Source organism: Chelativorans alearensis (assembly GCF_010993735.1).
In the GTDB taxonomy this organism is placed as follows: domain Bacteria; phylum Pseudomonadota; class Alphaproteobacteria; order Rhizobiales; family Rhizobiaceae; genus Chelativorans; species Chelativorans alearense.
Genome location: NZ_WQNI01000019.1, coordinates 31,963 through 53,351 on the forward strand (window position 1 = coordinate 31,963; position 21,389 = coordinate 53,351).

The window sequence follows — 21,389 nt, forward strand, 5'->3', positions numbered from 1 at the left end:
GAGGGCTGCCTTATGCTGGTCGGAGGCTGGAGGGATCTCCAGTCTGGAGATGCGTACTCAAAGCAGCCGACCGAACCGGGTTGACTCCGCGATACGCGTAAGTATATACTTACCGTTAGTGATGACTTACGCAATGAACGGCTGGGCGGCACTGGCTGACCCGACCCGGCGAACGATCTTCGAGCGGCTGATCGAGCACCCCAGCGCCGTCGGCGAACTGGCCCGTGAACTGCCTGTCAGCCGGCCGGCGGTCTCGCAGCATCTAAAGGTGCTTAAGGACGCCGGTCTGGTCGTCGATAAACGAGCCGGCAAGCAACGCATCTACCAGGTCGACCCCGATGGGCTGGCGGCACTTCGGGCCGAGCTGGACCGCTTCTGGACCAAGACGCTCGCGGCCTACAAGACGGTCGTCGAGCAACCGACGAAAGGAGATCCGATGAATATCGTAGCAGCAGACACATCCGTGCGAGCGTCGATCGTCGTCGAGGCGCCGATCGCGCGCGCGTTCAAGGTGTTCACCGAGGACTTCGGCAGTTTCAAACCCGCCGAACACAACCTGCTCAAAGTCGAGATCGCCGAGACCGTGTTCGAGCCGAAGGTCGGTGGCTTTCTCTACGACCGCGGGGTTGACGGGAGCGTATGCCGCTGGGCGCGGGTATTGGCCTACGACCCGCCCAACAGTGTGCTGCTAAGCTGGAACATCAGCCCTCAGTGGCAGATCGAGAACGACCCGCTGAAAACGAGCGAGTGGGAAGTACGGTTCATCGCCGAAACCCCTCAACGCACCCGGGTCGAGATCGAGCACCGCAACCTCGACCGCCACGGCGAGGGCTGGCAAGGCGTCCGCGAGGGCGTGGCCGGCGATCAGGGCTGGCCGCTCTACCTGCAGCAGTACGCTGACCGGATGGCCGGGGAGCGCTAAGGTTTGCGATCACCACCCGATCGTTGCATCGGCGGCCGGGGCGTTCGCGCCATCGACGGTCCCAACCTTCCCGCCCAGCGCTCTCCAGTCCCGCAAGCTTGAGTAGCTTCGTGGACCTGCTTCGACAGGCTGGCAGGGCCTGGGCCGCGCTTGTAACGGAACAGGCGCGAGCCAAGCGATTTCCTGATGCTACTGATCGGGAAGGAAGCCACCGGCTTTCTCCACTACCTGGCAATGGGAGCAAAAGCGGTGATTGGTGTACCCGCGAGCGAAACCTCAAGCCGATACTCGCGTCGTTCCCCAGGAGCGAGCGCTCCCAGTGGATCATCTCCTTTTTCTGGAAATGGGCTGCTGCACGGCTCGATGGACAGGACACCCGCGTGCTTGCGCAGGTCGTGCCAGACCTGCAGGTGGCCGAGCGTGCGTGTGTCGAAGGCGAAAGTGACAGCAAGGCCTGCCGCACCCGCGTTCGACGTGGACTTGACGACGCAACGCGCCTCGCCCTCCCCTCCGATCGGCCAGGTTCTCGCGGGCATCAGGCCGCCATCGGGGAGCTCCGTCGGCCCCAAGAGGCGGTTGCCGTTCAGCTCGACGGTGCTTCCCGAGGCAATCGCAGGGAAGCCGAGGTTGAAGTGGTAGAGAATGGCTTGTGGCACTTCCTCCGCGCCCAGGTTCTCCACGGTATCCAGAATTCGCATGGACGCGCCGCCGATCGGGGCCTCGATACGGCGCTTGAGCCGTAGGGTCTCGCCCCCATAGCGGCTCTGCACCACTTCGCCTTCGCAGAAAAGCATAGGCTCCACACGCTCCCATTCCTCTCCGTAGGCGGTCAGCCTGGCGGGCGTGAAGGGCAGCCGGCCGTGTAGCGGCTCCCCGTTCATCGGCTGCCGGATGTGATTAAGGCCGCATGTAATCAGGAAGCCGCCGAAGCCCCTGTTGAAGCCACGTCCTCCGTCGCCCTCCGGATTGACGAGCGCGGGTGCGCGGAACCCTGCGGCCGTCTGCCAGGCAAGCTGAACGCCCTGCCACGACAGCGTGCCTATATCCATCGACCGATCGGTCAGGACCCAGAAGTCGAGCCCGCCGCCGGTGGAAAATGAAAGGGCCCGCACGCCGCGTTCCGCGCCTTCATCAAGCACAATCCGTCGCACGCTTGCGACTTGCCGCAGGTCCCCGACGCGCATTCTCAGTGAATCGAGCAGCCGCGAGCTCACTCAGTGACCGCCAGGCGGGATTGGCCGCTGCGAGGCAGATCCAGGCGCGAAAAAGCCTCCGGCGGTGCGTCGTTGGCACGCATGAGGTCGACCATCAGCGCGGCCAGTCTGTCCTCCTGCTCCTTGTCATTCAGCGGCTGCTGCTGGCCCGGGTCCGTCTGCAAATCGTAGAGCCGGGTGCCGGCCTCCAGGAGCGCCCCGGGACCGTAGTTGTTATACATGGGTGAGCGCTCGACCACCGGCACCTTGAGGAGCCGCGCGCCCTTGGTGAAGGAGAAAGGATCGGCAATGCCGGCGTCGGCCAACTCCTCCGGTGTGAAGGGCGCGAAGATGTGTGTCGGCATCAGCGTGTATTGATAGATCTCCTGCCGCGCCAGGTCTTCAGGAAAGCGGTGATAGGTATAGCGGCCGTCGGCGATGTTCACCGCCCCGCCGAAATAGCCGAACAACGCGCCTTCCCGCCGCCGCTCGCCGGCCATCATGGAGGTAAGCGGATAGCCCTCCATTTCCTCTGCCGCCTCGACGCCGAAAAAGCCGAGGAAGGTGGGTGCGAGGTCGATCGATTGCGTCAAGGAGGAGGAGCGCGTTCCCGCGCAATCCGGCCGGCGCGGGTCATGGATGAAGAGCGGGATGTGCGCGACCTCCTCGTAGAGGTTCATGCGGTTCTTAGCCCAAAAGTCGTGCTCGCCGAGCAGGAAGCCGTGGTCCGTGGTCACCACCAAGGCGGTGTCTTTCCACATGTCGTGCCGGTCAAAATAGTCGAGAAGCTCTCCCAGGAGATGATCGCACATGGCAACCACCGCGTAATAGTTGGCGCGCAACTCCTCGCATTCCTCGGGCAGTTCATCGACGCGGCCGTAGCGCGGCCAATCGCGGATCGGCCCCTCCCAGCCGGTGTCGAACGGCTCCTTGAAGCGGCGCGGCGCGTGGAACGGCTCGTGCGGGTCGAAGGTTTCGATCTGCAGCAGCCAGTTGTCGGCGTCGCGGTTCACGTCGAGGAAATCGAAGCCGTGCGCAAAGCACTTGACGGAGGGGAAATCCTTCTCCTCGCGGATGAATTCCCGGTTGACGATATTCTGCGAGAAATACTGCCGCCGCTCGGTCGTGAACTGACGCGCATGATACATTTCGCGCAACCGCTCCCAGTGCGGCTGGACCATCGCCTTCCAGGGGTCGCCCTCCTGCCCGCGCACGAACTCGTAGGAATCGTAGCGGTTATGGTAGGTCGCGCCGCCATCCTCCCAATAGTGGAAATGGTCGGTGACCAAATGACTGTAGACCCCCGCCCCCTTGTGCAGCAGTTCGGGAAAGGCATTGTCGAAGGGCTCCAAGGGCCCCCAACTCCTGTGCAAGAAGGTGAGCCGGCCCGTCAGCATGTCACGCCGCGCCGGCATGCAGGGCAGGCTGCCGACATAATGCTTGTCGAATGTGACGGCGCGCCGGGCGAGGCGGTCGAAATTCGGCGTCGGGACACGCCTTCCCCCATAGGGCGAAAGCATGTGCCGGTTGAGCGAGTCGAAGAGGACGAAGACGACCTTCATTTCACTGTTCCCCGAGATTTTCCGAATGTTCGAATATGGGCGCACCCATCATTTCACCGCCCCTTGGGTCAGCCCCTTGACGATGTAGCGCTGCGCGACGAGAAGCAGCAGCAGCGCCGGAAGGATTGACAGCGCCGCGCTCGCCGCCATTTGCGTGTACTGGATCTCGAAATCCTGGGCGAATTTGGCGATGGCCACCGGGACCGTTGCAGTTTGCTTCATGCTCAGGGTCAGGGCCACGGCAAACTCGTTCCAGGAGAAGACGAAGGTGAGCACCGCCGTCGCCGCCAGGCCGGGCGCAATGATGGGCAGCACCACGTGCCGCAGCAGGATGGGCGTCGTGGCGCCGTCCATCCTGGCGGCCTCCTCCAGCTCCCGCGGCACATCCCGCACGAAGACGCTCATCAGCCACAGCGCCATCGGCAGGTTCAGTGTGGTGTGCGCAAGGATGAGGCCGATGAAGGTGTTGTCGAGCCCGACCGGCCGCGCCATCGCGTACCAGGCGCTGGCGAGCGCCACCGGCGGGATCATATGGAAGATCAGTGTCCAGGCGAGGAATACATGCACGATCCAGCCCGGCCAGCGCATGCGGTGGAGCGACCATGCCGCGAGCGTGGCGACCGCTAGACAGAGCGCGGTGCTGGCAATGCCGACGATCAGCGAGTTGCGGTAGTTGAGCAGGAAATCCGATGTCTTCGAGAACAGGACCTCGGCGAAATTGAACCAGACGGGGCTGAAGAGGAACTCGCCCATGAGCAGCGAGATCTGCGTGCGGAAACCGGCGGCGACCGTCCAGGCGACCGGCGCGATGACGATGGCCGCAGCGGTAACTAGGACGAGGTGGGTAGGCGCGATGCGCCCTTGGCGAGAGACGGGACCGTTCATCATGTCCTCCCGAGGCCGCGGCGGGCCGAAAGGGCGATGACAAGCAGAAGCGAAACGAGGAAGATGACGGCGACGGACATGGCGGAGCCGTAGCCGATGCGGTCTTCGGTGAAGAAGCGCTGGTAAAGCGTGAAGCTGACCACCTCCGTCGCCGTCCCCGGGCCGCCGCTCGTCAGGAGATAGACCTCGTCGAACACCTTGAAGGCCAGCACGAGGCGGAAGGCGAACGTCACGACGATGGTGGGTATCATCAGCGGCAGCGTGATGTAGCGAAACTCCTGCCAGGGCTTCGCGCCGTCCACTTTCGCAGCCTCGAAGATGTCCTGCGGCAGCGATTCGATGCCGGCGAGAAAGAGCAGAAAACAGAACGGCGTCCAGTGCCAGATGTCGACGACGATCACCGACAGGAGGGCTGTCTCGGCGGAGCCCAGCCAGTCGTGCTGCATGACGCCCAGCAGCGCGAGCCCCTGGTTGATGAGCCCGAAATCGTAATTGAGCATCAACTTCCAGATAGCGCCGATGACGATGCCGGGAATGAGGATCGGCAGGATGAAGATCGCCCGGTAGAGGACGCGGCCGCGCGTCACCTTGCTGCACAGGAGCGCAAGCCCGAGCCCCAGCACCATCTGGCCAGCCACGGCGCAGAAGGCGAAGATGAAGGTGTTGACGAGCCCTGCCCTGAACAGCGCGTCGGAGCCGAGCGCACGGTAATGCGACAGGCCCACGAAGCTGCGGGTGGAGTCGCCGCCAGCCCAGGTGATGTCCTGGAAGCTGCTTACGAACAGGTTGGCCAGGGGAAGCACGCTGAGCAACAGCATCAGCGCCAATGCCGGTGAGAACGTCAGCCAGCGCCACAGCCGGTCATCGCCGAACGCGGCGCCGGCCTTGCGCCCGCCTGTCCGGTCTCCCGCCAGTGTGGCGACCGAGGCCGTGCTCATCGTGACTCCCCCTCTCCGCCTCAGAGCGGCTCAATCTGGCTGGTATCGTACTGGTGCTTGTCCATGATGGCGTGGATCTCGTCGGCCATGCCGTTCAGCGACTCGACGGCGGAGATCTCACCGGCGATGGCTCGGTTGAGCCCGAGCTCCAGCACGGCGATCACCTCGCTCGCTTCCGGGAACTGGTAGATATTGACGGCGTGCGGAAGCGCCTGCGCCAGCGGCTTCATCCAGCGGTAGCGGTGCTCGTCGGCGATCGGCTCGTCGTAGACCGCCGCGTGTACGGGGATGCCGCCGGCCTCCGCCGTGGTAAGCTGGGCCTCCTTGGTCTGGAACCAGCGCAGGAACTCGACTGCGGCGCGCTTGCGCTCGTCGGGGACGTTATGGGCGACGCCCGCCAGCCAGTGGCCGAGGCCGGGCGCAGTGGGCAGCTCCGGCAGCGAGGGGGGCGGGGCCCACTCCACCTTGTCGACCACCGCCGACTTGTTGGGATCGTCCATCTGCGACCACGCGGCAATCACCATCATGACGTGGGCTGCCTGACCGGTCACAATGCTTTGAACGACCTCGGCCTGGTCCATTGCCGCCGTCTTGGGATGTCCGGCCTCGCGGGCAAGTCGGATATAGTATTCGAGCGCTTCCCGCCCTTCCGGGCTGTTCAGCGTGACTGTGTAGTCTCCGGACGATTGGTCCCTGAAGATGCCGCCGCCATGGCCGTAGAGATAGGGGTAGAAATCGTAGGCCACGGTGTGCGGGCCGCGCGCGCCGCGCTGGACGATGCCGTAGCGCTGCGGCGGCTCATGGAAGCGGCGCGCATTCTCTTCCAGCTCGGCAAAGGTCGCCGGCGCTTCGAGTCCCGCCTCGGCATAAAGGTCGCCGCGATAATAGAGCATCGGGATATTGGGCTGGACGGGCACCGACATCAGCTTGCCGTCAGCTGTGACGGTCTTCTTTTCAGCGTTGTAGTAGACGGTGTCCCCCAGCGTGTAGACCTTCGGATCGAGCTTGAAGCCCGGATCGATGTCTGTGATGGGTGCGACGAAGCCGCCGGCATACATCTCCGTGAACCAGCCGGAGTTCATGATCAGGATGTCGTACTGGCCCTCGTTCGCGCGCACCGAATTGCGCTGCTTTTCGAGCGAGCCCGCGAAAGGATTGACGTCGAGTTCTACCCGGTTGCCGGTCTCGGATTCGTAACGTTCTACGGTTCTGCGGAAGCTATCGAACCACGGCGACTGGTTGATGACGATGGTGATGGGCGCAACCGTCTGCGCCCACAAAGGCCGCCATGTGGCAGCCGTCGCTGCGGCCGCTCCCATGCCGGCAAGGGCGTGACGTCTGTTGATTCCAGGCAGATTCCTCATGATTTCCTCCCTCACGACGACCTCGTGCTCCGAGAGGAAATTTCCACAAAAGTCCCATTCCCACAAATAACTAACTAGGCCTTATCGATACCGAATCGGAATGATTAGTTGGTGGGTTCCCGCTCGCAGATCGCGACCAGTTCCTCGACAATTGCCTCCGCTGCCGGCGAGAGCCACCCGTCCTTCCGCGTGATGATGCCGGCGCTGCGGAAGGCGTCGAGCTCCGGCACCTTGAGCATGACGAGGTCGACCGCCTCCGGCAGCTTGAGCGTGGTCGACACAGTGAATGTCAGCGCATCGGAAAAGCGGGCCATCTGCAGAAGAAATGCCAAAGAATCGGTCTCGACGACCGCTTTCGGGGGCGGGAGGTCCATGGCCGTGAAAAGGGCCTTAAGTCTTTGGTGAGCCCGCGTGGTCTCCGGCGGCATCGCCCAGGGATATTTCAAGAGCTCCGGGGCAGCGAGATTGCGCCTGCCTGTAAGCTCGTGATCCTTCCGGCAGCACACACCCAGCCGATCGGTGGAGAGCGGCTGCATCCTGAGGTCGCGGGCAGCATCCGAGGCGGGCAGTTCGGCAACAACGAGGTCGACCTCGCCGTGACGCAGGGCCCGCAGCAGCGCATCGTCGAAGCCACCCTCGATTCTGACCCTTATTGATGGATTCTTGGCGGCAGCCTTCGCCACGGCCGCCGGCAAAAGCCGCCTCAGCCAGGCCGGTCCTGCTCCGATCGTCACGGTGCCGACCTTGCCTCCACGGAGCGACTCGATCTCGTTCTTCGCATCGCCGAACTGGACCTTTATGGCTTCCGCATGCCGCAACAGGCTCTGGCCGTAGGGTGTCAGTTCGACCCCACGCGGCATGCGCTCGAACAGCTTCACGCCCAGCTCGAGTTCCAGCGCCCGCACGGTCTTTGTGAGCGTCGGCTGCGCGATCCCCAAGATAGTCGCGGCGAGGGTCATGCTTCTACGTTCCGCGACCGTCAAAAAGTACTCGAGTTGGCGAATATTCATTTGAGTTTAGCGGATTGGAGAACGACCGGATCGGATTGTAGCCCACGCAAGCCAGCAAAGGCCTGCCACTACTGGTAGCGTGTATATCTGGTTTGGAAAAGCTCTGGAAAGTCGGAGGCCTCTTGAGCGCACCGCCCGTCAATCCAAATCGTCCCGTATACAGGCGTTCGCGTGTCCGGGCGCGACTTCGCGCAGTGCCGGAACGGGTCCCGCGCAGGCGTCGAGGGCAAAGGGGCAGCGGGTTCTGAAGACGCATCCCGAGGGCGGGTTGGCCGGACTGGGTATGTCGCCAGTAAGGATCTGCCGCTTTCCCCGGCGTGCCGGGTCGGGCGATGGCACGGCCGACAGCAGCGCCCTCGTATAGGGATGACGCGGATTGGAATAGAGCTCCCGGCTGGGGGCTATTTCCACGATCCGCCCGAGATAGAGCACGATAACCGTGTCGGCGACATATTCGACGACCGCCAGATCATGCGCGATGAAAAGCATCGTCAGTCCGAGCCGCAGCTGCAGGTCGCGCAAAAGGTTGATGATCTGGGCCTGTATCGACACGTCGAGCGCGGACACGGGTTCATCAGCGACGATGAGTTCGGGTTCGAGAACCAGGGCCCGCGCAATGCCGATGCGCTGGCGCTGGCCGCCGGAAAACTCGTGCGCGTAGCGGCTGAAGGCATCGGCCGGCAAATCGACCGCGGCGAGCGCTTTCACCGCCTTCTCGGCGCGCTCGGCCCTGGTGCCGAGGCGCTGGATTTCGAGCCCCTCGGTGAGGATTTCACCGATGGTCATTCGTGGTGACAGGCTGGCGAACGGATCCTGGAAAATGTACTGCACGCGGGCGTGGAGCCGGCGCAACTGCCGGGCCGAGAGCCGCGCGGTCTCGACACCGTCGAAGCGCACGCTGCCTGAGGTCGGTTCGATCAGTTGCGCTACCATACGGCCGATGGTGGTCTTGCCGCTGCCCGATTCACCGACCAGGCCGACCACCCTGCCGCGCGGAACCTCAAACGAGACATCCTCCACGGCCCGCACCACCGGGCCGCGGCCGAATGCGACGGGCGCGAAGTGCTTGGTCAGACGGGTGACGGAAAGCAACGGTTCCTCCGGCATGGTCAGATTTCCTGCCATCGGATGCAGCGGCTCGCGTGGCCCTTCCCCGTGTCGACGAGATCCGGGAATGCGGTGGTGCAGGCGCCGATCGCATGGGGGCAGCGGGGCGCGAACGCACAGCCGGGCGGCAAGTCGACAAGGCTCGGAACGGAGCCGGCGATCGTCTGCAGCGGAGCGCCGGCCTCTTTGAGCGCTGTCGCTTCGCCGAGCTGCGGCACCGAGCGCATAAGGCCCTTGGTATAGGGGTGACGGGGATGGGAAAAGACGCTGCGCACGTTCCCCGCTTCAACGATCGAACCGGCATACATCACCGCAACCCGGTCGGCGATCTCGGCTACAACGCCGAGATTATGGGTCACGAACAGCATCGCCATGCCACGCTCGGCCTGGAGCTTGGCCAGAAGGTCAAGGATCTGAGCCTGGATTGTGACATCGAGCGCCGTGGTCGGCTCGTCGGCGATGAGCAGTGCTGGATTGCAGGCGAGCGCCATGGCGATGGTGGCGCGCTGGCGCATGCCGCCCGATAGCTCGTGCGGGTACTGCCTAACCCGCCGCTGCGGGTCGGGAATACCGACATCGACCAGCAGCCGAGCGGCATCGGCGATGGCTTCACGACGAGACTTTCCCAGATGGATACGGATCGGCTCGGCAATCTGCTCACCGATAGTATAGACCGGGTTGAGGCTTGTCAGCGGCTCCTGGAACACCATTCCGATGTCGTTGCCTCGGATGCAGCGCAGGGTCTCGTTATCGAGGGCCTGCAGTTCGGCCGTCTCGCCGGACTTGCGTCGCAGCATCAAGCGACCCGATGCGATCCGCCCGATCCCTTTGGGCAGAAGCCCGACGATGGAAAGGCTGGTCACCGACTTGCCCGAGCCGGACTCGCCGACGAGCGCCAGGGTTTCTCCGGCCGCGATAGTGAGGTCCAGGTCGCGCACTGCCGCCACCTCGCGGCCGCCGATGCGGAACGTCGTCGTCAGCCCTTTGATCTCGATGACGGGCGGGCCTGCCATCAACTACTCCAGAAGGCCCGCTGCATGCAGGATCACGTCGATGCGCGCGGCTTCTTCGTCGTTGAGCGCACGTTGCGGACGGGGCATGAGATTGGTGTCGATGATCCCGAGGCTGCGCATCGCGGTCTTGAACGCACCGATGCCGGCGGAACCGGCGCTGGTGCGCGGCAGGCTCACCCGGACCATTTCGAACAGACGGCACAGCCTCTCCTGCTCCGCGCGCGCTGCTGCGATGTCCCCCGCTTGGCAAAGATCCCACAAACGTACATAGCCACGCGGATCGACATTGCCGAGGCCGGGCACCACGCCGTGCGCACCCATGCCAAGTGCTCCGTCGACCAGGATTTCCGAACCCGTCATAGCGAAGAAATTGGGATCCGCTGCCATGTCCATCAGCACATACCGGAAATTGCCGTCGTCGCCGCTTGAGTCCTTCAGTCCCGCGATCGCGCCCTCCCGTGCCAATGTCACGGTCGTGGCGCGCTCGAGCTTGGTGCCTACGCAAACCGGAATATCGTAGGCGATGACCGGCACATCCAACGCTTCGCGCACATAGCGGAAGTGGTCGATGATTTCCGGCTGGCTGGTGCGGGTGTAGAATGGAGCGGTCACGACCACCGCATCCACGCCGGCTGCCTGGGCTCTACGCGCGTGCTCGATAACGCGCTCCGTCGTCGGGGCGATGACGCCGGCGAAGATGGGCACCCTGCCCCCGGTTTGCTCGACCGCATGCTCGATGATTTTCACGCGTGTGGCTTCGTCGTGAAAAACCACCTCGCTGGTCGAGCCAAGGACGAACAGGCCGTGCACGCCGGCATCCAGCAGATGGTCGATCGCTTTGGAGAAAGAAACGTAGTCGACTTCGAGCCGTTCGTTGAGCGGCGTGATGACCGGTGGAACGACACCTTTGAACAGAGGCATTTGAGACCTTCTTTTGAAATTCAGTTGAGATCGGCGCGCGGGTTGAAGGCGTCGCGAAGCCCGTCACCCACGAAGTTGATGGCAAGGACCGTCACGACCATGGCCGCGCCGGGGAACATCCACTGCCAGGGATAGCTTTCCAGAACGAGCGTCGAGCGCGCGGAGTTGAGCATGTTGCCCCAACTCGCTTCCGGCGGGGGCACCCCCATGCCGAGGAACGACAAGCCCGCCTCCAGCAGGATGCCGCTGGCGACCTGCAGGGTCGCGTAGACCACCAGGATGTCTATGCTGTTGGGCAGGCCGTGCCGCAGCAACAGGTGCGGTAGGCCCGCCCCCATGCCGCGCGCGGCGACGACGAAATCGCGCTCGCGCAGCTCCAGAAGCCGCGCCCGCACCATGCGCGACAGGACCGGCCAGGAGAGCAGCGAGATGACGATGATGGTGGGAACGATGCCGGTGCCCGCAATCGAAGCAAGCACCAGCAGGAAGATGACGGGCGGCAAGGTCATCGCCAGATCGACCAGCCGCATCGCGACGCTGTCGACGAAGCGGCCTCCGAAGCCGGCCACTGCACCGATGACGAAGCCAATGACCGTCGAAATCGCCATTGAGACCGTCGCCACCAGCAGTGAGATTCGGCCGCCCTGCATAAGGCGCGCCATCACGTCGCGGCCGACCCCGTCGCTGCCGAGCCAGTGGGCCGCCGAAGGGCCCTTGTTCATCGCCAAAAGGTCGATGTCGTTGGGGGCATAGGGCCACCAGAGATCATAGCTGAGGATCGCCAGCACGATCGGGAGCAGGATCGCTACGCCAGCGACCGCGGCTCTGTTGGTTAAAAACCGGTCCACCGCCCGGCGCAGGGGCCCCTTGGGCCGCTCGGCAGCGAAAGCGGGTGCGGACGCGGCCATCTAGCTCACCTTGATGCGCGGATCGACCGCGGCGTAGATGATATCGGTCAACAGGTTGACGATGATCACGCAGGCCCCGGTGAGCAGGGTCGCGCACATGATCACGGGGTAGTCCCTTCTCGTCACGGCGTTGATCATGAGAAGGCCCATGCCAGGCCAGTTGAAGACGCTCTCGATGAAGATGGCGCCGCCGATGGCGATGCCGATGGTCGAGCCGATCAGGGTTATGACGGGCAGAAGCGCATTGCGGACGGCATGCTTGACGATGACCCAGAACTCACGAACGCCCTTGGCGCGAGCCGTCCGCACATAATCCTGGGACAGAACCTCGAGCAAAGACGCCCGCATGTACCGCATGATCATGGCGCTGTGGGCGATCGATAGCAGGCAGGCAGGCAGCACGAGGTGGCTGAGCAGATCGCCGAGGGAAAACGGCGCTCCAGGTGTCAGCATGCCGCCCGAGGGGGCCCAGTCGAGCATGACCGAAAAGCCGTAGAGGCCGAGCAGAGCAGTCAGGAACGCGGGGCTTGAGATGCCGATGAAGGAGAGCACTGAAAGTGAGACGTCCGTGGCCGTGTTCCGGCGTACCGCACTGAGGATGCCGGTGGCTATGCCGACGACGATGGCGATCACCAGCCCGGAGAACATGAGCAGGATCGTCGGGCCGATACGATCGAGCACGAGCGGCAGGACCGGGATGCCACCCCTCTGGATGGAATAGCCGAAATCGCCGCTGAGCGCCGCACGCAGCCAGGCCAGATACTGCACCGGCAGAGGTTGATCGAGACCGAGCCGGACACGCAAGGCGTCGAGATCGGATGCGGACATCGGCACCGACGGGTTGATATAGGCGTCGATCGGGTCGCCCGGCGCCAGCCGCAGCAGGCCGAAGATAAGCACGGTAAGGGCCAGCAGCATGAAGAAGCCGACGGCGACGCGGCGAATGATGTATTGCGACATGCGAAATGATCCCTGCCGTCGCGGCGGACAGGCAGACGATCGCCCGTCCGCCGCTACGACTGCCTAGGTCAGGGGGCGATATCCCAGTTTTCGGGATGCGCCTGGTAGGGCCCGCCGGCAGGAGCCGGCGTCCAATAGAAGTCCTTGAGGTTGGCGGAGGCGACACCATAGCGGCTTGCGACCCACATGGATCCCCATGGCATCTTCTCGTTCATGACCCCGCAGACCTGCTGCCACAGCTCGTTGGATTTGGAGGTGTCGGTTTCCGCCATCGCCGTTTCTATGGCCTCAGTCAGCTCCGGCATATCGATATGCATGATGTTGTTGCCCACCGGCGGCACCTGTGCGGCATTCAGGTTGACGTTCAGGCTCGCCGGGTTGGGGCCGTTTTGCGCGCCGGCGTAGACCAGTGGAAACTGATCCCAGTCCGTGCCGCGAACGATGCCGTTGTAGGTCGGCACGTCCACCGCGCGCGGGGAAACGTTGATGCCGACCTGGGCGAGCATCGCCTGGATCGCCGCCATGACGTTGCCGACCTGCGGGCTGTTGTAATAGGTGAGCCAGGGGATCGTCTCGCCGCCGCTGATCTGGTCCCAGCCGGCCTCGGCCAGAAGGGCCTTTGCCTTCTCCGGGTCGTAGGCGTAGTCGTTGAGACCGCCCGGGACGATCTGAGGCGCCACATAGCCGCAGCTCGCCACCTTCGCGGCTCCGCCATAGAGGCTTTCGATGATCTGATCGCGGTCGATGGCATACATGACCGCCTGGCGCACACGCACATCCTGCCATAGATCGACCTTATGGTTGAAGCCGATGTAGTTGACGACGTAGGAATCGCCCTCGATCACCCGGAAGCCGTCATTGCCCTCGAAGGTTTTCGCATCGTCCGGCTCGACATAGGTGAACTGAATCTCGCCGGCTTTCAGCGCGGCGACCGCAGCAGCCGCGTTGGCGAAATAGCGATTGATCAGGCGGTCGACCTTGGGTCGGCCATTTCGGTAGTCGTCGAAGGCCGCCAGCTCCACATACTGGTCACTGACATACTGGACGAACTTGAAGGGTCCGGTACCGACCGGCTCAGTCGACCACCAGTCGCTATTGGCAAGTTCGGCGGGATCTCTGGAGCCGAGAAGATGCTCGGGCAACATCATCACCTGCGTCAGGATCGCGAGGAAAGCCGCGTTGGGCTTGCCGAGGGTGACCACGGCCGTGCTGTCGTTGGGCGCTTCGACGGAGGCGATGTCGCCTAGCCTGGCGGCAAAGAGGCTGCCACTGTCCGGATTCTTGGCCAACTCCAGTGAGAACTTCACGTCGGCCGAGGTGAAGGGCTCGCCGTCATGCCACTTCGCGTCGGCCAGCTTGAACGTGTATTGCAGACTGTCCTCGCTTATCGAAACATCCGCCGCCAGGGCGCCGACAATTTCGCTGAGATCCGGGTTATAGATGACCAGTGGCTCGTAATAGGTGCTGAGCCAGGTGAAGCCAGCCGTCGCCTGGTGCGGATGGAAATTGCCGGGATAGCCGCCCGGCCCCACGTCGAACCCGCCGGTGATGGTCTTCTCGCTCTGCGCCATCGTCGTCGGGATTGTCAACGCGGTTGACGCCAGCAAAATCCCCGCTGCCGCCACAAGGCGGCCGAAAGTCCGTCGTTGCATAGTCTCCTCCCTGGTTGACTAGTCCTCCCGGCTCGCCACCTGATGGCGGGAGCGGTTCATGGCGATGACCTGCTGAATGCCGCTGTAGTGCGCATCGAGGCGCCGTCGCGCCGCCTCGACATCCCTTGCGGCGATCGCCTCCACGATCTCATGGTGTTCGCGCCAGGTAGCGAGCGGCGTCGGGCTGGCCAGGTTGGCGAAATCGGAGGCCTTGTGGAAGGCCGTCCAGAAGATGTCGATCAGCGTGCTCAGCATCTTGTTGTTCTGGCAGCGGAACAACAGCTGATGGAAAAGCTGGTCTTCCTCGGCGAAACTCTCGCGTTCGGCGCGCTCGCGCATCCGCTCCGTGACCGCGCGCAAGGCAGCCACATCTTCCGCGCTGATCATGGCGATGGTTTTGTCGATCAGACCCGTTTCCAGGACGCGGCGAATTTCGAGCAGTTCCTCCACATCCCGGAGCGATGCCTGCAGTCCATAGGCCAGATTGTCGAGCAACGGTTGAAAGGAGAATTCCTTGACGAATACGCCCACGCCGCGACGGGTCTCGAGAACTCCTACAGATTCCAGGGCTTTGATCGCCTCGCGAACCGAGTTGCGCCCAACGCCGAGCTGCTGGGCGAGAAAGCTTTCGGGCGGCAGCGGATCGCCAGCCTTAAGACCGTTGTCCTCGACATAGCTGCGGAGGCTCTCCTGCACGCTGACGTGCAGGAGCGGCGGCCTCTCCAACGGCTTGATCGGCTTCATCTTGACAGCCTGCCCTTCCAATTTCCCGTTCGCGTCCATTCTACGTGACCCATATCTTGTAGCATAGCGACTTGTAGGATATGTTGCAAGTCAATAGCGGAGGACGCATCGCGATGCATGTGGGATTGATCGGAGTGGGGCACTGGCACGCCCATATGCACGCCAAAGCGGCCGTTTCCGCAGGAGCCCAACTTGGAACGGTATGGGATGCGGACCGGCAGGTCGCCGAGAGCTTCGCGGCGCAGTACGGGATTTCCGCTTCCAATGAGCCTCAAGCGGTCATCGGGCACTCCTCGTTGGTTGTCATCATGGGACGGCCGGATAGTGTGCCGCCACTGGCGGAAATGGCGATTGCCGCCGGCGTGCCGGTGATCCTCGAAAAACCTGCGGCGCCCGATTCAGCCGCCCTTGCAGCCCTTGCAAGATCGGCATCCTCCGCCGGGGTTTTTGTAGCGGTGCCCCTCCCCAACCGCCTCGGGCCGGCCATGCGCGAATACCATCGGCTGGCCACCGAGGCGCGGGCCGGTCCCATCGCCCATGCGCACTTCCGCATTATCAACGGTCCGCCCCAACGTTACCGGGACGACGGTGTGGCTTGGATGCTCGATTTTGCCGTATCCGGTGGCGGCGCCCTGCGCAATTTGGGCATCCATGGTATCGATTGCGCACTCAGCCTCGCCGAGGGCCCTGTGCAGATTGTCTGCGCCCAGATCGGCAAGTCTATCCACCGCGAGGAAGATGTGGAGGATTACGCCCTCATCGTGCTGGTAGACGCCAATGGCGCCGTCTTCACGATAGAGGCGGGATACACCTTCGCCTCTATGCTGCCGGGCGGCGATTTCGAATGGCGCATCGCGACCGCCAACGCCTATTTCATTGACCACGGCGACGCTGCTCTCGCCGTCACATTGGACGACCGGTGTCGCGAACCATTGCCGCCGCTGCCGCCATCCGAACGCTACACCGCCTTCATGATCGACACGATCAACCGCTTGGCCGCGGGCGCCCCTCCCCTTGTCGGGATTTCGGACTACGCCCGCGCCATGGACCTGATCGACCGTGCCTACGAGGAAGCGCTGCCATGATCAACGTCGGCATAATCGGTGCCGGACATTTCGGTGCAGTACACGCTCGTGCGGTCGGGAGACAGGCCGCGGCTCGGGTCCACGCCGTGTGCGGCGGTAATCCCGCACAGGCCGCTGCATTCGCCGCCCTGCATGGCGGCCAGCCGTGCCGCGACTGGCAGGCGCTGCTCGATGACAACTCCGTCGACGCGGTCGTGATCGCTACTCCACATCATCTGCATACCGAGATTGCCGTTGCGGCGATCGAGGCCGGCAAGCATGTCCTACTTGAGAAGCCGATGGCACCGACGTCACGGGATTGCGGCGCTATTGAAGCCGCGGCAAGTCGCTCGGACACAGTCCTGACGATCGGCCACGTGATGCACTTCTTCCGCCCGATCATGGTGGCACGCGATATCCTCGTGAGCGGGCGGCTCGGTCGCCCCGTGACGGGCATGAGCCGCCTCGTCAAGCTATGGATGGAATCCAACCGCCGGCCTTGGCATCTTGACCCGCGGACCGGAGGGGGCATGCTCATGACAGCGGGGATCCATGCCCTCGACCAGCTGGTGTGGCTGATGGATAGCCGAGTTGCTGCCGTCACCGCCCTTGGCGGAGCCTTCTTCCACGATCAGGCCGCCGACGATACCGCCTACCTCGGCCTTCGTTTCGTCGACCGGCGCATCGGCCAGGTCAGCAGCATCGGCTACCGTGATGGCGCCGTTTCTTCCAGCCTGCAGATCGTCTGCGAGGACGGCGTTCTGGACGTCGACCTCAATACCGGTGTGCACGTAGGCCAGGGCACCAAGTGGAGCCCCGTTGCCGATTCCTGGCAGGCCGACGGCATGGACGAGGCTGTGTACAGGGAGTGGACGGACTTTCTTTATGCAATCGAGACCGGCGGACCGCCACCTGTCGACGCGACCTATGGACGGCACATCGTTGAGATCGTCACTGCAGCGTTGACATCAGCCGGCGAGCACCGCGAAATCCTGATCGATGGTTGACAACGTGACCAGCCAATCCGCCCCTCGGAGTGCAGCAGCCGTAGCAAAGTTCGCGCGCCGCGACGGCCGCTGGGGGCGTATCAGGGGCAACTGGGCGACCCTCCTTTTGCCGATCGGCAATGACGATGCAATCGACTTCACCCGGCTTGCCGACGAAATCGACCGCCTTGTCGCCGCTTCGGTGGACGGTATCTATTCCAATGGCACGGCCGGAGAGTTCCACAATCAGACCGAGGCGGAGTTCGACGCCGTCCAGGACCTGTTGGCGTGCCGGTGCTCGGCCGCCGGCATGCCCTTCGTTATCGGCGCCTGCCAGGCGGACGCCCGCCTGTCGCTGGATCGCGTGCGCCGAGCGGCGGCTTTTCGTCCCGAAGGCATCCAGGTGATCCTCCCCGACTGGTGGCCGGTGGTGGCGGAGGAAGCGACCGACTTCCTCATGATGGCAGCGGACGCCGCCGATACCGTACCGCTCATCCTCTACAATCCCCCGCACGCCAAGCATGTCTTCACACCAGCGGAACTCTCACAAATCCTCGAAACCGTGCCGCAGGTGGTAGGCGTCAAGCTCGCCGATGGCGATGCAGAATGGTATGCCGAGGCGAGGCGGATGCTCGACCGCTGGGGTGTCTATGTCCCCGGCCATCACCTCGCAAGCGGCGTCTCGCAGGGTGTCGCCGTCGGGGCATTTTCGAACGTGGCGTGCCTCAATCCGGCCGGCGCGCAACGATGGACATCGCTCATGTCGACGGATCTCCACGCAGCGTGCGATATCGAGACGCGCCTGCGCGCCTTCCTGGATACACACATCGCGCCGTTCGGCCGCGACCACGGATATTCCAACGCCGCCCTCGACAAGCTTCTGGCCGCTGTCGGCAATTGGGCGGATATCGGCACCAGGCTGCGCAGGCCCTATCGCTGGATCGACCCCGAGATCGCCACGCGGCTCCGTCCCGCCGCGCAGGCAGTGATACCTGAGATTATGGCGCCGGACTGAGCAAGGAAGTGTGCCGTGAAACGACCGAACATCCTCATGATCATGACAGACCAGCAGCGCCGCGACACGCTGGGCGCGTACGGGTGCGATTGGATCCCGACACCCAATCTGGATCGCCTGGCGGCCTCGGGAACCGCCTTCACGCGCGCGACCGTCGACAACCCCATCTGCACGCCGTCGCGCGCCAGCATCTTCACCGGAAAGATGGTTCCGGACCATTCCGTCTACCGGGTCCATGACAATCTTCCCGACGACGAAGTGTTGTTCACCGAAAGGCTGCGGCTTGAGGCAGGCTACCGGACGGCGCTGTTTGGGAAGCTGCACGTCAGCAGCCGCCTTGCGGAGGAGCGGCGCCGGCATCCCAATGACGGGTTCGAGATCTATGAATGGTGTCTTGAGCCTTCCGTCGGCATGGACAGCCGTTTCAACGGCTACGTAGCCTGGCTGCGCGCCAATGCGCCGGACTTCCTCGCCACCCTCAAGGCCAACAAACGCGGTGAACTGCATCACCCCGAAGCGGTGCACATGTCCAAATGGGCCGCCGACAGGACGATCGACTTCATCACCGGCGCCGAGGACGATGATCGTCCATTCTTCTGCCTGATGAGCCTGTTCGATCCGCATGACCCCTATCAGGATCATCCCCTGTCGATGCGCCCGCTCATCGATGAAGCCAGGATTCCCGCCCCGATCGCCCGGCGAGCGGCGCCCGACTGCGTGCGGCGCGAGCAGGAGGGCTCCTATCTCGGGCGCTCCGCCGACTTCACCGCCGCGGAGGTGCACCAAATCCGCCTGGGTTACGCGGCCTCGATTGCCTTCGCGGACCAGCAGATCGGACGCGTCCTCGATGCGCTCGACCAGGCCGGGCTCGCTGAAAATACACTGGTGATCTTCATGTCCGACCATGGCGATCAGCTCGGCGACCATGGTCTGTTCGTCAAAGGAGTAGCGCTTTACGAGCCGACGGTCGGCGTTCCGCTCCTCCTGCGCTGGCCCGGACAAGTCCCGTCCGGCGCGCAGTGCGGAGCGCTGGCGCAGGGTCGCGACATCGCGGCGACCTGCCTTGCCGCGGCCGGGCTCGATACCGCCGCACACTGCCCCGACAGCGAGGATCTGGCAGCAATGGCGCAAAGGGGCAAGGCCGCCCGGCAGGCGGCAATCTGTGCCTACCGCAATTCTGGGGTAGACAACCAGGGCCAGTTCTGGGACCCGCCGATGCTATCGACGATGGCGCGCAACGAGCGCTTCAAGCTGGCGCTCTATGCGTCCGACGACAAGACCGAGGTGGAACTGTTCGACCTCGAGTCCGATCCGGGAGAGCAGCACAACATCACCGGGGACGTTGCCTATGCGGATATGGAGCGCTTCCTGATGACGGAGATCGCGCACTTCCTGCAGAAGGAAATCATAGCGCGCCGGCCACGCGCTGGCTCATCGATTCCAGACGTAAGGCAGCGGCTCATGAACAAACTCAAATAGAGAGGCAACTCCTCTCACATGACAAGTGACAGCGCCACCGCCAAGAGCACCAGGAACAGCGTGATTGAGACCACGACCTTGATGTGGCCGGCGCCAAGAGCGAACATCTCCTTGAGCGCGGTCTTGACGCCGAGGGCGGCGATGGCCGTGATCAGGAGCCAGCGCGAGACTTCCGACAGGAAGGCGGCAAGGGCCGCTGGAACGAGGCCGAGGCTGTTGACGACGACCAGCGCCGCGAACAGGAGGACGAAGGACGGCAGGGAGACCTTCGCCCCGCCCTCCCCACGCCGGGCAAAGAGCATGATGGCGATCACCACAAGCGGCAGGAGCGCCACGCGCAGGAGCTTGACGAAGGTAGCCGTGTCGCCCGCCTCGTTGGACACCGCGTAGCCGGCGCCCACCACCTGCGCGACATCGTGGATGGTGGCGCCGATCATCACGCCGATCACGCGATCGCTGAAGCCAAGGGCCGTGAACAGGATCGGATAGGCGATCATGGCGATGGTGGAGAGGCCGGTGACGGCAATGACGGTGAAGAGCGTGTCCTTCTCGCGCTCGGGCCGCTCGGGCAGCACGGCGGAGATGGCAAGCGCGGCCGAGGCGCCGCAGATCGCCACCGCACTGCCGGTCAGCAAGCCAAAGGTCCAATGACGGCCGAAAAGCCGCGCCATCACCACGCCGAAGCCGATGGTGGCGACGACCGAGATGAGCACCAGCGCTATGGGCTCGAAGCCGAGCGCGCCAATCTGCTCGAAGGTGATGCGCGCGCCGAGCAACCCGACACCCAGGCGCAGCAGCGTCCGGGACGAGAAGTCGATACCCGCCGCGCTGCGCGGCTCTCTGGCCATGAAGTGGAACGCCATGCCGAGGAGCAAAGCGAACAGCATGGCCGGCCCGCCATAATGCTCCGACAGGAAATTCGCCGCCACGGCAACGAGCAGCGCGAACAAGACGCCCGGCGCCAGCGCCTTCAGCTTTTCAAGACGGGCTTCGGTCATCGGTGCGGAAAAGAAGCTCATGGGGTTGCACCTGTCAGAATAGATGGCTGGGCTGTGCGGGGAAACGCCGTCCCTTACCGGCCGATCGACCGTATCTGCTTCAGGAGATAATTGTCGACGGCAATACCGTCGCGGACCATCTCCCACTTCAGCGCCTGTCGCCGCCGCCCCGGCAGGCGGGCGCCTTCGGTCTCCTCGATCAGCCGCGCCATCTGCGCAAAACGCACCGTCGCACCGGGGCCGAAGGCTTCCGGATCGATGGCGATGATGGTCTGGCCGGTTCCCGGCGGTGGACCCTTCGCATCGAAGAAGGAGGTGGCATCACAAGCGTAGTTGGTGCCGGTGAGCCCGGCGCACAGCATCTACACCATGATGGCAAGCACGGTGTCCTTGGCCTCGGGCAGCCGTCGGCAGCCACTCCACCGCGAGATCGAGCGCGGGATAGGTGAAGCCATGCGCGGCGGGGGAGAAAGCGATTTCAACATCTTAGTTGGAACGAAGCGGAAGCTAAGTGTTAGAAATCGCAAGAGAGCTCAAATCCTCGATGATTCGAGCCAGCCTGAACATGCAAGGGGGCTTGCCGCCCACTCCGCGCCCATGAATCTCAACGCACCTTAGAGCACGATCTCGAAAAGTGAATGCCGATTTTCGGATAAGATCATGCTAAA

19 protein-coding genes and 1 pseudogene are annotated in these 21,389 nt (G+C 63.7%); 5 read left to right on the forward strand and 15 right to left on the reverse strand.

What is annotated here, in order from left to right:
* Positions 1-121 precede the first annotated feature (121 nt).
* Positions 122-415: pseudogene (locus GPJ75_RS27235) on the forward strand (ArsR/SmtB family transcription factor); the annotation flags it as partial.
* Positions 416-1,146: 731 nt separating this feature from the next.
* Here the strand turns inward: GPJ75_RS27235 and GPJ75_RS23935 are convergent.
* The 13 genes from GPJ75_RS23935 to GPJ75_RS23995 form a co-directional block, all read right to left on the reverse strand.
* On the reverse strand, positions 1,147-2,034 hold the full coding sequence (locus tag GPJ75_RS23935; protein WP_163272121.1) for a DUF4432 family protein: 888 nt from the start codon (positions 2,032-2,034) through the stop codon (positions 1,147-1,149).
* Between the two features lie 98 nt (positions 2,035-2,132).
* Positions 2,133-3,677, reverse strand: a complete 1,545-nt coding sequence (locus GPJ75_RS23940; RefSeq protein ID WP_163272123.1) for a sulfatase — start codon at positions 3,675-3,677, stop codon at positions 2,133-2,135.
* Positions 3,678-3,725: 48 nt separating this feature from the next.
* Complete coding sequence (locus GPJ75_RS23945; RefSeq protein ID WP_205602629.1) at positions 3,726-4,565, reverse strand: carbohydrate ABC transporter permease; 840 nt, start codon at positions 4,563-4,565, stop codon at positions 3,726-3,728.
* Positions 4,562-5,500 (reverse strand): carbohydrate ABC transporter permease, encoded by a 939-nt coding sequence (locus tag GPJ75_RS23950; protein WP_163272127.1) that lies wholly within the window; start codon positions 5,498-5,500, stop codon positions 4,562-4,564. Before GPJ75_RS23950 ends, GPJ75_RS23945 begins: the two co-directional genes overlap by 4 nt.
* Before the next feature lie 20 nt (positions 5,501-5,520).
* Positions 5,521-6,864 carry an extracellular solute-binding protein gene (locus tag GPJ75_RS23955; RefSeq protein ID WP_163272129.1) on the reverse strand — a complete coding sequence of 448 codons (1,344 nt, stop codon included), beginning with the start codon at positions 6,862-6,864 and terminating at the stop codon, positions 5,521-5,523.
* A gap of 104 nt (positions 6,865-6,968) precedes the next feature.
* A complete protein-coding gene (locus GPJ75_RS23960; RefSeq protein ID WP_281354835.1) occupies positions 6,969-7,874 on the reverse strand; it encodes a LysR family transcriptional regulator in 906 nt (301 codons plus the stop codon).
* A 138-nt stretch (positions 7,875-8,012) separates the two neighbouring features.
* Entirely contained in the window at positions 8,013-8,981 is a 969-nt protein-coding gene (locus tag GPJ75_RS23965) for an ABC transporter ATP-binding protein (protein WP_163272133.1), read from the reverse strand.
* 2 nt (positions 8,982-8,983) lie between these two features.
* On the reverse strand, positions 8,984-9,994 hold the full coding sequence (locus GPJ75_RS23970; protein ID WP_163272135.1) for an ABC transporter ATP-binding protein: 1,011 nt from the start codon (positions 9,992-9,994) through the stop codon (positions 8,984-8,986).
* 3 nt (positions 9,995-9,997) lie between these two features.
* A complete protein-coding gene (locus GPJ75_RS23975) occupies positions 9,998-10,915 on the reverse strand; it encodes a dihydrodipicolinate synthase family protein (protein WP_163272137.1) in 918 nt (305 codons plus the stop codon).
* A gap of 20 nt (positions 10,916-10,935) precedes the next feature.
* Positions 10,936-11,823 carry an ABC transporter permease gene (locus tag GPJ75_RS23980; protein WP_163272140.1) on the reverse strand — a complete coding sequence of 296 codons (888 nt, stop codon included), beginning with the start codon at positions 11,821-11,823 and terminating at the stop codon, positions 10,936-10,938.
* The gene (locus tag GPJ75_RS23985; RefSeq protein ID WP_163272142.1) at positions 11,824-12,783 is read right to left on the reverse strand and encodes an ABC transporter permease; all 960 of its coding nucleotides are present in this window, start codon (positions 12,781-12,783) and stop codon (positions 11,824-11,826) included.
* 68 nt (positions 12,784-12,851) lie between these two features.
* On the reverse strand, positions 12,852-14,435 hold the full coding sequence (locus tag GPJ75_RS23990; RefSeq protein WP_163272144.1) for an ABC transporter substrate-binding protein: 1,584 nt from the start codon (positions 14,433-14,435) through the stop codon (positions 12,852-12,854).
* Positions 14,436-14,453: 18 nt separating this feature from the next.
* Entirely contained in the window at positions 14,454-15,179 is a 726-nt protein-coding gene (locus tag GPJ75_RS23995) for a FadR/GntR family transcriptional regulator (protein ID WP_163272146.1), read from the reverse strand.
* A gap of 113 nt (positions 15,180-15,292) precedes the next feature.
* On the opposite strand from GPJ75_RS23995, the gene GPJ75_RS24000 reads away from it, so the two are divergent.
* From GPJ75_RS24000 to GPJ75_RS24015, 4 genes are read left to right on the forward strand one after another with little or no spacing between them, the layout of a single operon-like run.
* Entirely contained in the window at positions 15,293-16,264 is a 972-nt protein-coding gene (locus tag GPJ75_RS24000) for a Gfo/Idh/MocA family protein (protein WP_163272148.1), read from the forward strand.
* Positions 16,261-17,250: a Gfo/Idh/MocA family protein gene (locus tag GPJ75_RS24005; RefSeq protein ID WP_163272150.1), complete on the forward strand. Its 990-nt coding sequence runs from the start codon at positions 16,261-16,263 to the stop codon at positions 17,248-17,250. The genes GPJ75_RS24000 and GPJ75_RS24005 overlap by 4 nt, the downstream gene beginning before the upstream one ends.
* Positions 17,243-18,244: a dihydrodipicolinate synthase family protein gene (locus GPJ75_RS24010; RefSeq protein WP_163272152.1), complete on the forward strand. Its 1,002-nt coding sequence runs from the start codon at positions 17,243-17,245 to the stop codon at positions 18,242-18,244. Before GPJ75_RS24005 ends, GPJ75_RS24010 begins: the two co-directional genes overlap by 8 nt.
* Positions 18,245-18,259: 15 nt before the next feature.
* The gene (locus GPJ75_RS24015; RefSeq protein ID WP_163272154.1) at positions 18,260-19,723 is read left to right on the forward strand and encodes a sulfatase family protein; all 1,464 of its coding nucleotides are present in this window, start codon (positions 18,260-18,262) and stop codon (positions 19,721-19,723) included.
* Between the two features lie 14 nt (positions 19,724-19,737).
* On the opposite strand, the gene GPJ75_RS24020 is transcribed toward GPJ75_RS24015, so the two are convergent.
* Positions 19,738-20,742 carry a YeiH family protein gene (locus GPJ75_RS24020; RefSeq protein ID WP_205602630.1) on the reverse strand — a complete coding sequence of 335 codons (1,005 nt, stop codon included), beginning with the start codon at positions 20,740-20,742 and terminating at the stop codon, positions 19,738-19,740.
* A 53-nt stretch (positions 20,743-20,795) separates the two neighbouring features.
* On the reverse strand, positions 20,796-21,083 hold the full coding sequence (locus tag GPJ75_RS24025; RefSeq protein WP_246249237.1) for an Ldh family oxidoreductase: 288 nt from the start codon (positions 21,081-21,083) through the stop codon (positions 20,796-20,798).
* Between the last annotated feature and the right edge of the window lie 306 nt (positions 21,084-21,389).

Coding starts and splice junctions, on each gene's coding strand:
- GPJ75_RS23940 (WP_163272123.1), bottom strand. CDS start 3,677: ATGAAGGTCGTCTTCGTCCTCTTCGACTCGCTCAACCGGCACATGCTT.
- GPJ75_RS23945 (WP_205602629.1), bottom strand. CDS start 4,565: ATGATGAACGGTCCCGTCTCTCGCCAAGGGCGCATCGCGCCTACCCAC.
- GPJ75_RS23950 (WP_163272127.1), bottom strand. CDS start 5,500: ATGAGCACGGCCTCGGTCGCCACACTGGCGGGAGACCGGACAGGCGGG.
- GPJ75_RS23955 (WP_163272129.1), bottom strand. CDS start 6,864: ATGAGGAATCTGCCTGGAATCAACAGACGTCACGCCCTTGCCGGCATG.
- GPJ75_RS23960 (WP_281354835.1), bottom strand. CDS start 7,874: ATGAATATTCGCCAACTCGAGTACTTTTTGACGGTCGCGGAACGTAGA.
- GPJ75_RS23965 (WP_163272133.1), bottom strand. CDS start 8,981: ATGCCGGAGGAACCGTTGCTTTCCGTCACCCGTCTGACCAAGCACTTC.
- GPJ75_RS23970 (WP_163272135.1), bottom strand. CDS start 9,994: ATGGCAGGCCCGCCCGTCATCGAGATCAAAGGGCTGACGACGACGTTC.
- GPJ75_RS23975 (WP_163272137.1), bottom strand. CDS start 10,915: ATGCCTCTGTTCAAAGGTGTCGTTCCACCGGTCATCACGCCGCTCAAC.
- GPJ75_RS23980 (WP_163272140.1), bottom strand. CDS start 11,823: ATGGCCGCGTCCGCACCCGCTTTCGCTGCCGAGCGGCCCAAGGGGCCC.
- GPJ75_RS23985 (WP_163272142.1), bottom strand. CDS start 12,783: ATGTCGCAATACATCATTCGCCGCGTCGCCGTCGGCTTCTTCATGCTG.
- GPJ75_RS23990 (WP_163272144.1), bottom strand. CDS start 14,435: ATGCAACGACGGACTTTCGGCCGCCTTGTGGCGGCAGCGGGGATTTTG.
- GPJ75_RS23995 (WP_163272146.1), bottom strand. CDS start 15,179: ATGAAGCCGATCAAGCCGTTGGAGAGGCCGCCGCTCCTGCACGTCAGC.
- GPJ75_RS24000 (WP_163272148.1), top strand. CDS start 15,293: ATGCATGTGGGATTGATCGGAGTGGGGCACTGGCACGCCCATATGCAC.
- GPJ75_RS24005 (WP_163272150.1), top strand. CDS start 16,261: ATGATCAACGTCGGCATAATCGGTGCCGGACATTTCGGTGCAGTACAC.
- GPJ75_RS24010 (WP_163272152.1), top strand. CDS start 17,243: ATGGTTGACAACGTGACCAGCCAATCCGCCCCTCGGAGTGCAGCAGCC.
- GPJ75_RS24020 (WP_205602630.1), bottom strand. CDS start 20,742: ATGAGCTTCTTTTCCGCACCGATGACCGAAGCCCGTCTTGAAAAGCTG.
- GPJ75_RS24025 (WP_246249237.1), bottom strand. CDS start 21,083: ATGCTGTGCGCCGGGCTCACCGGCACCAACTACGCTTGTGATGCCACC.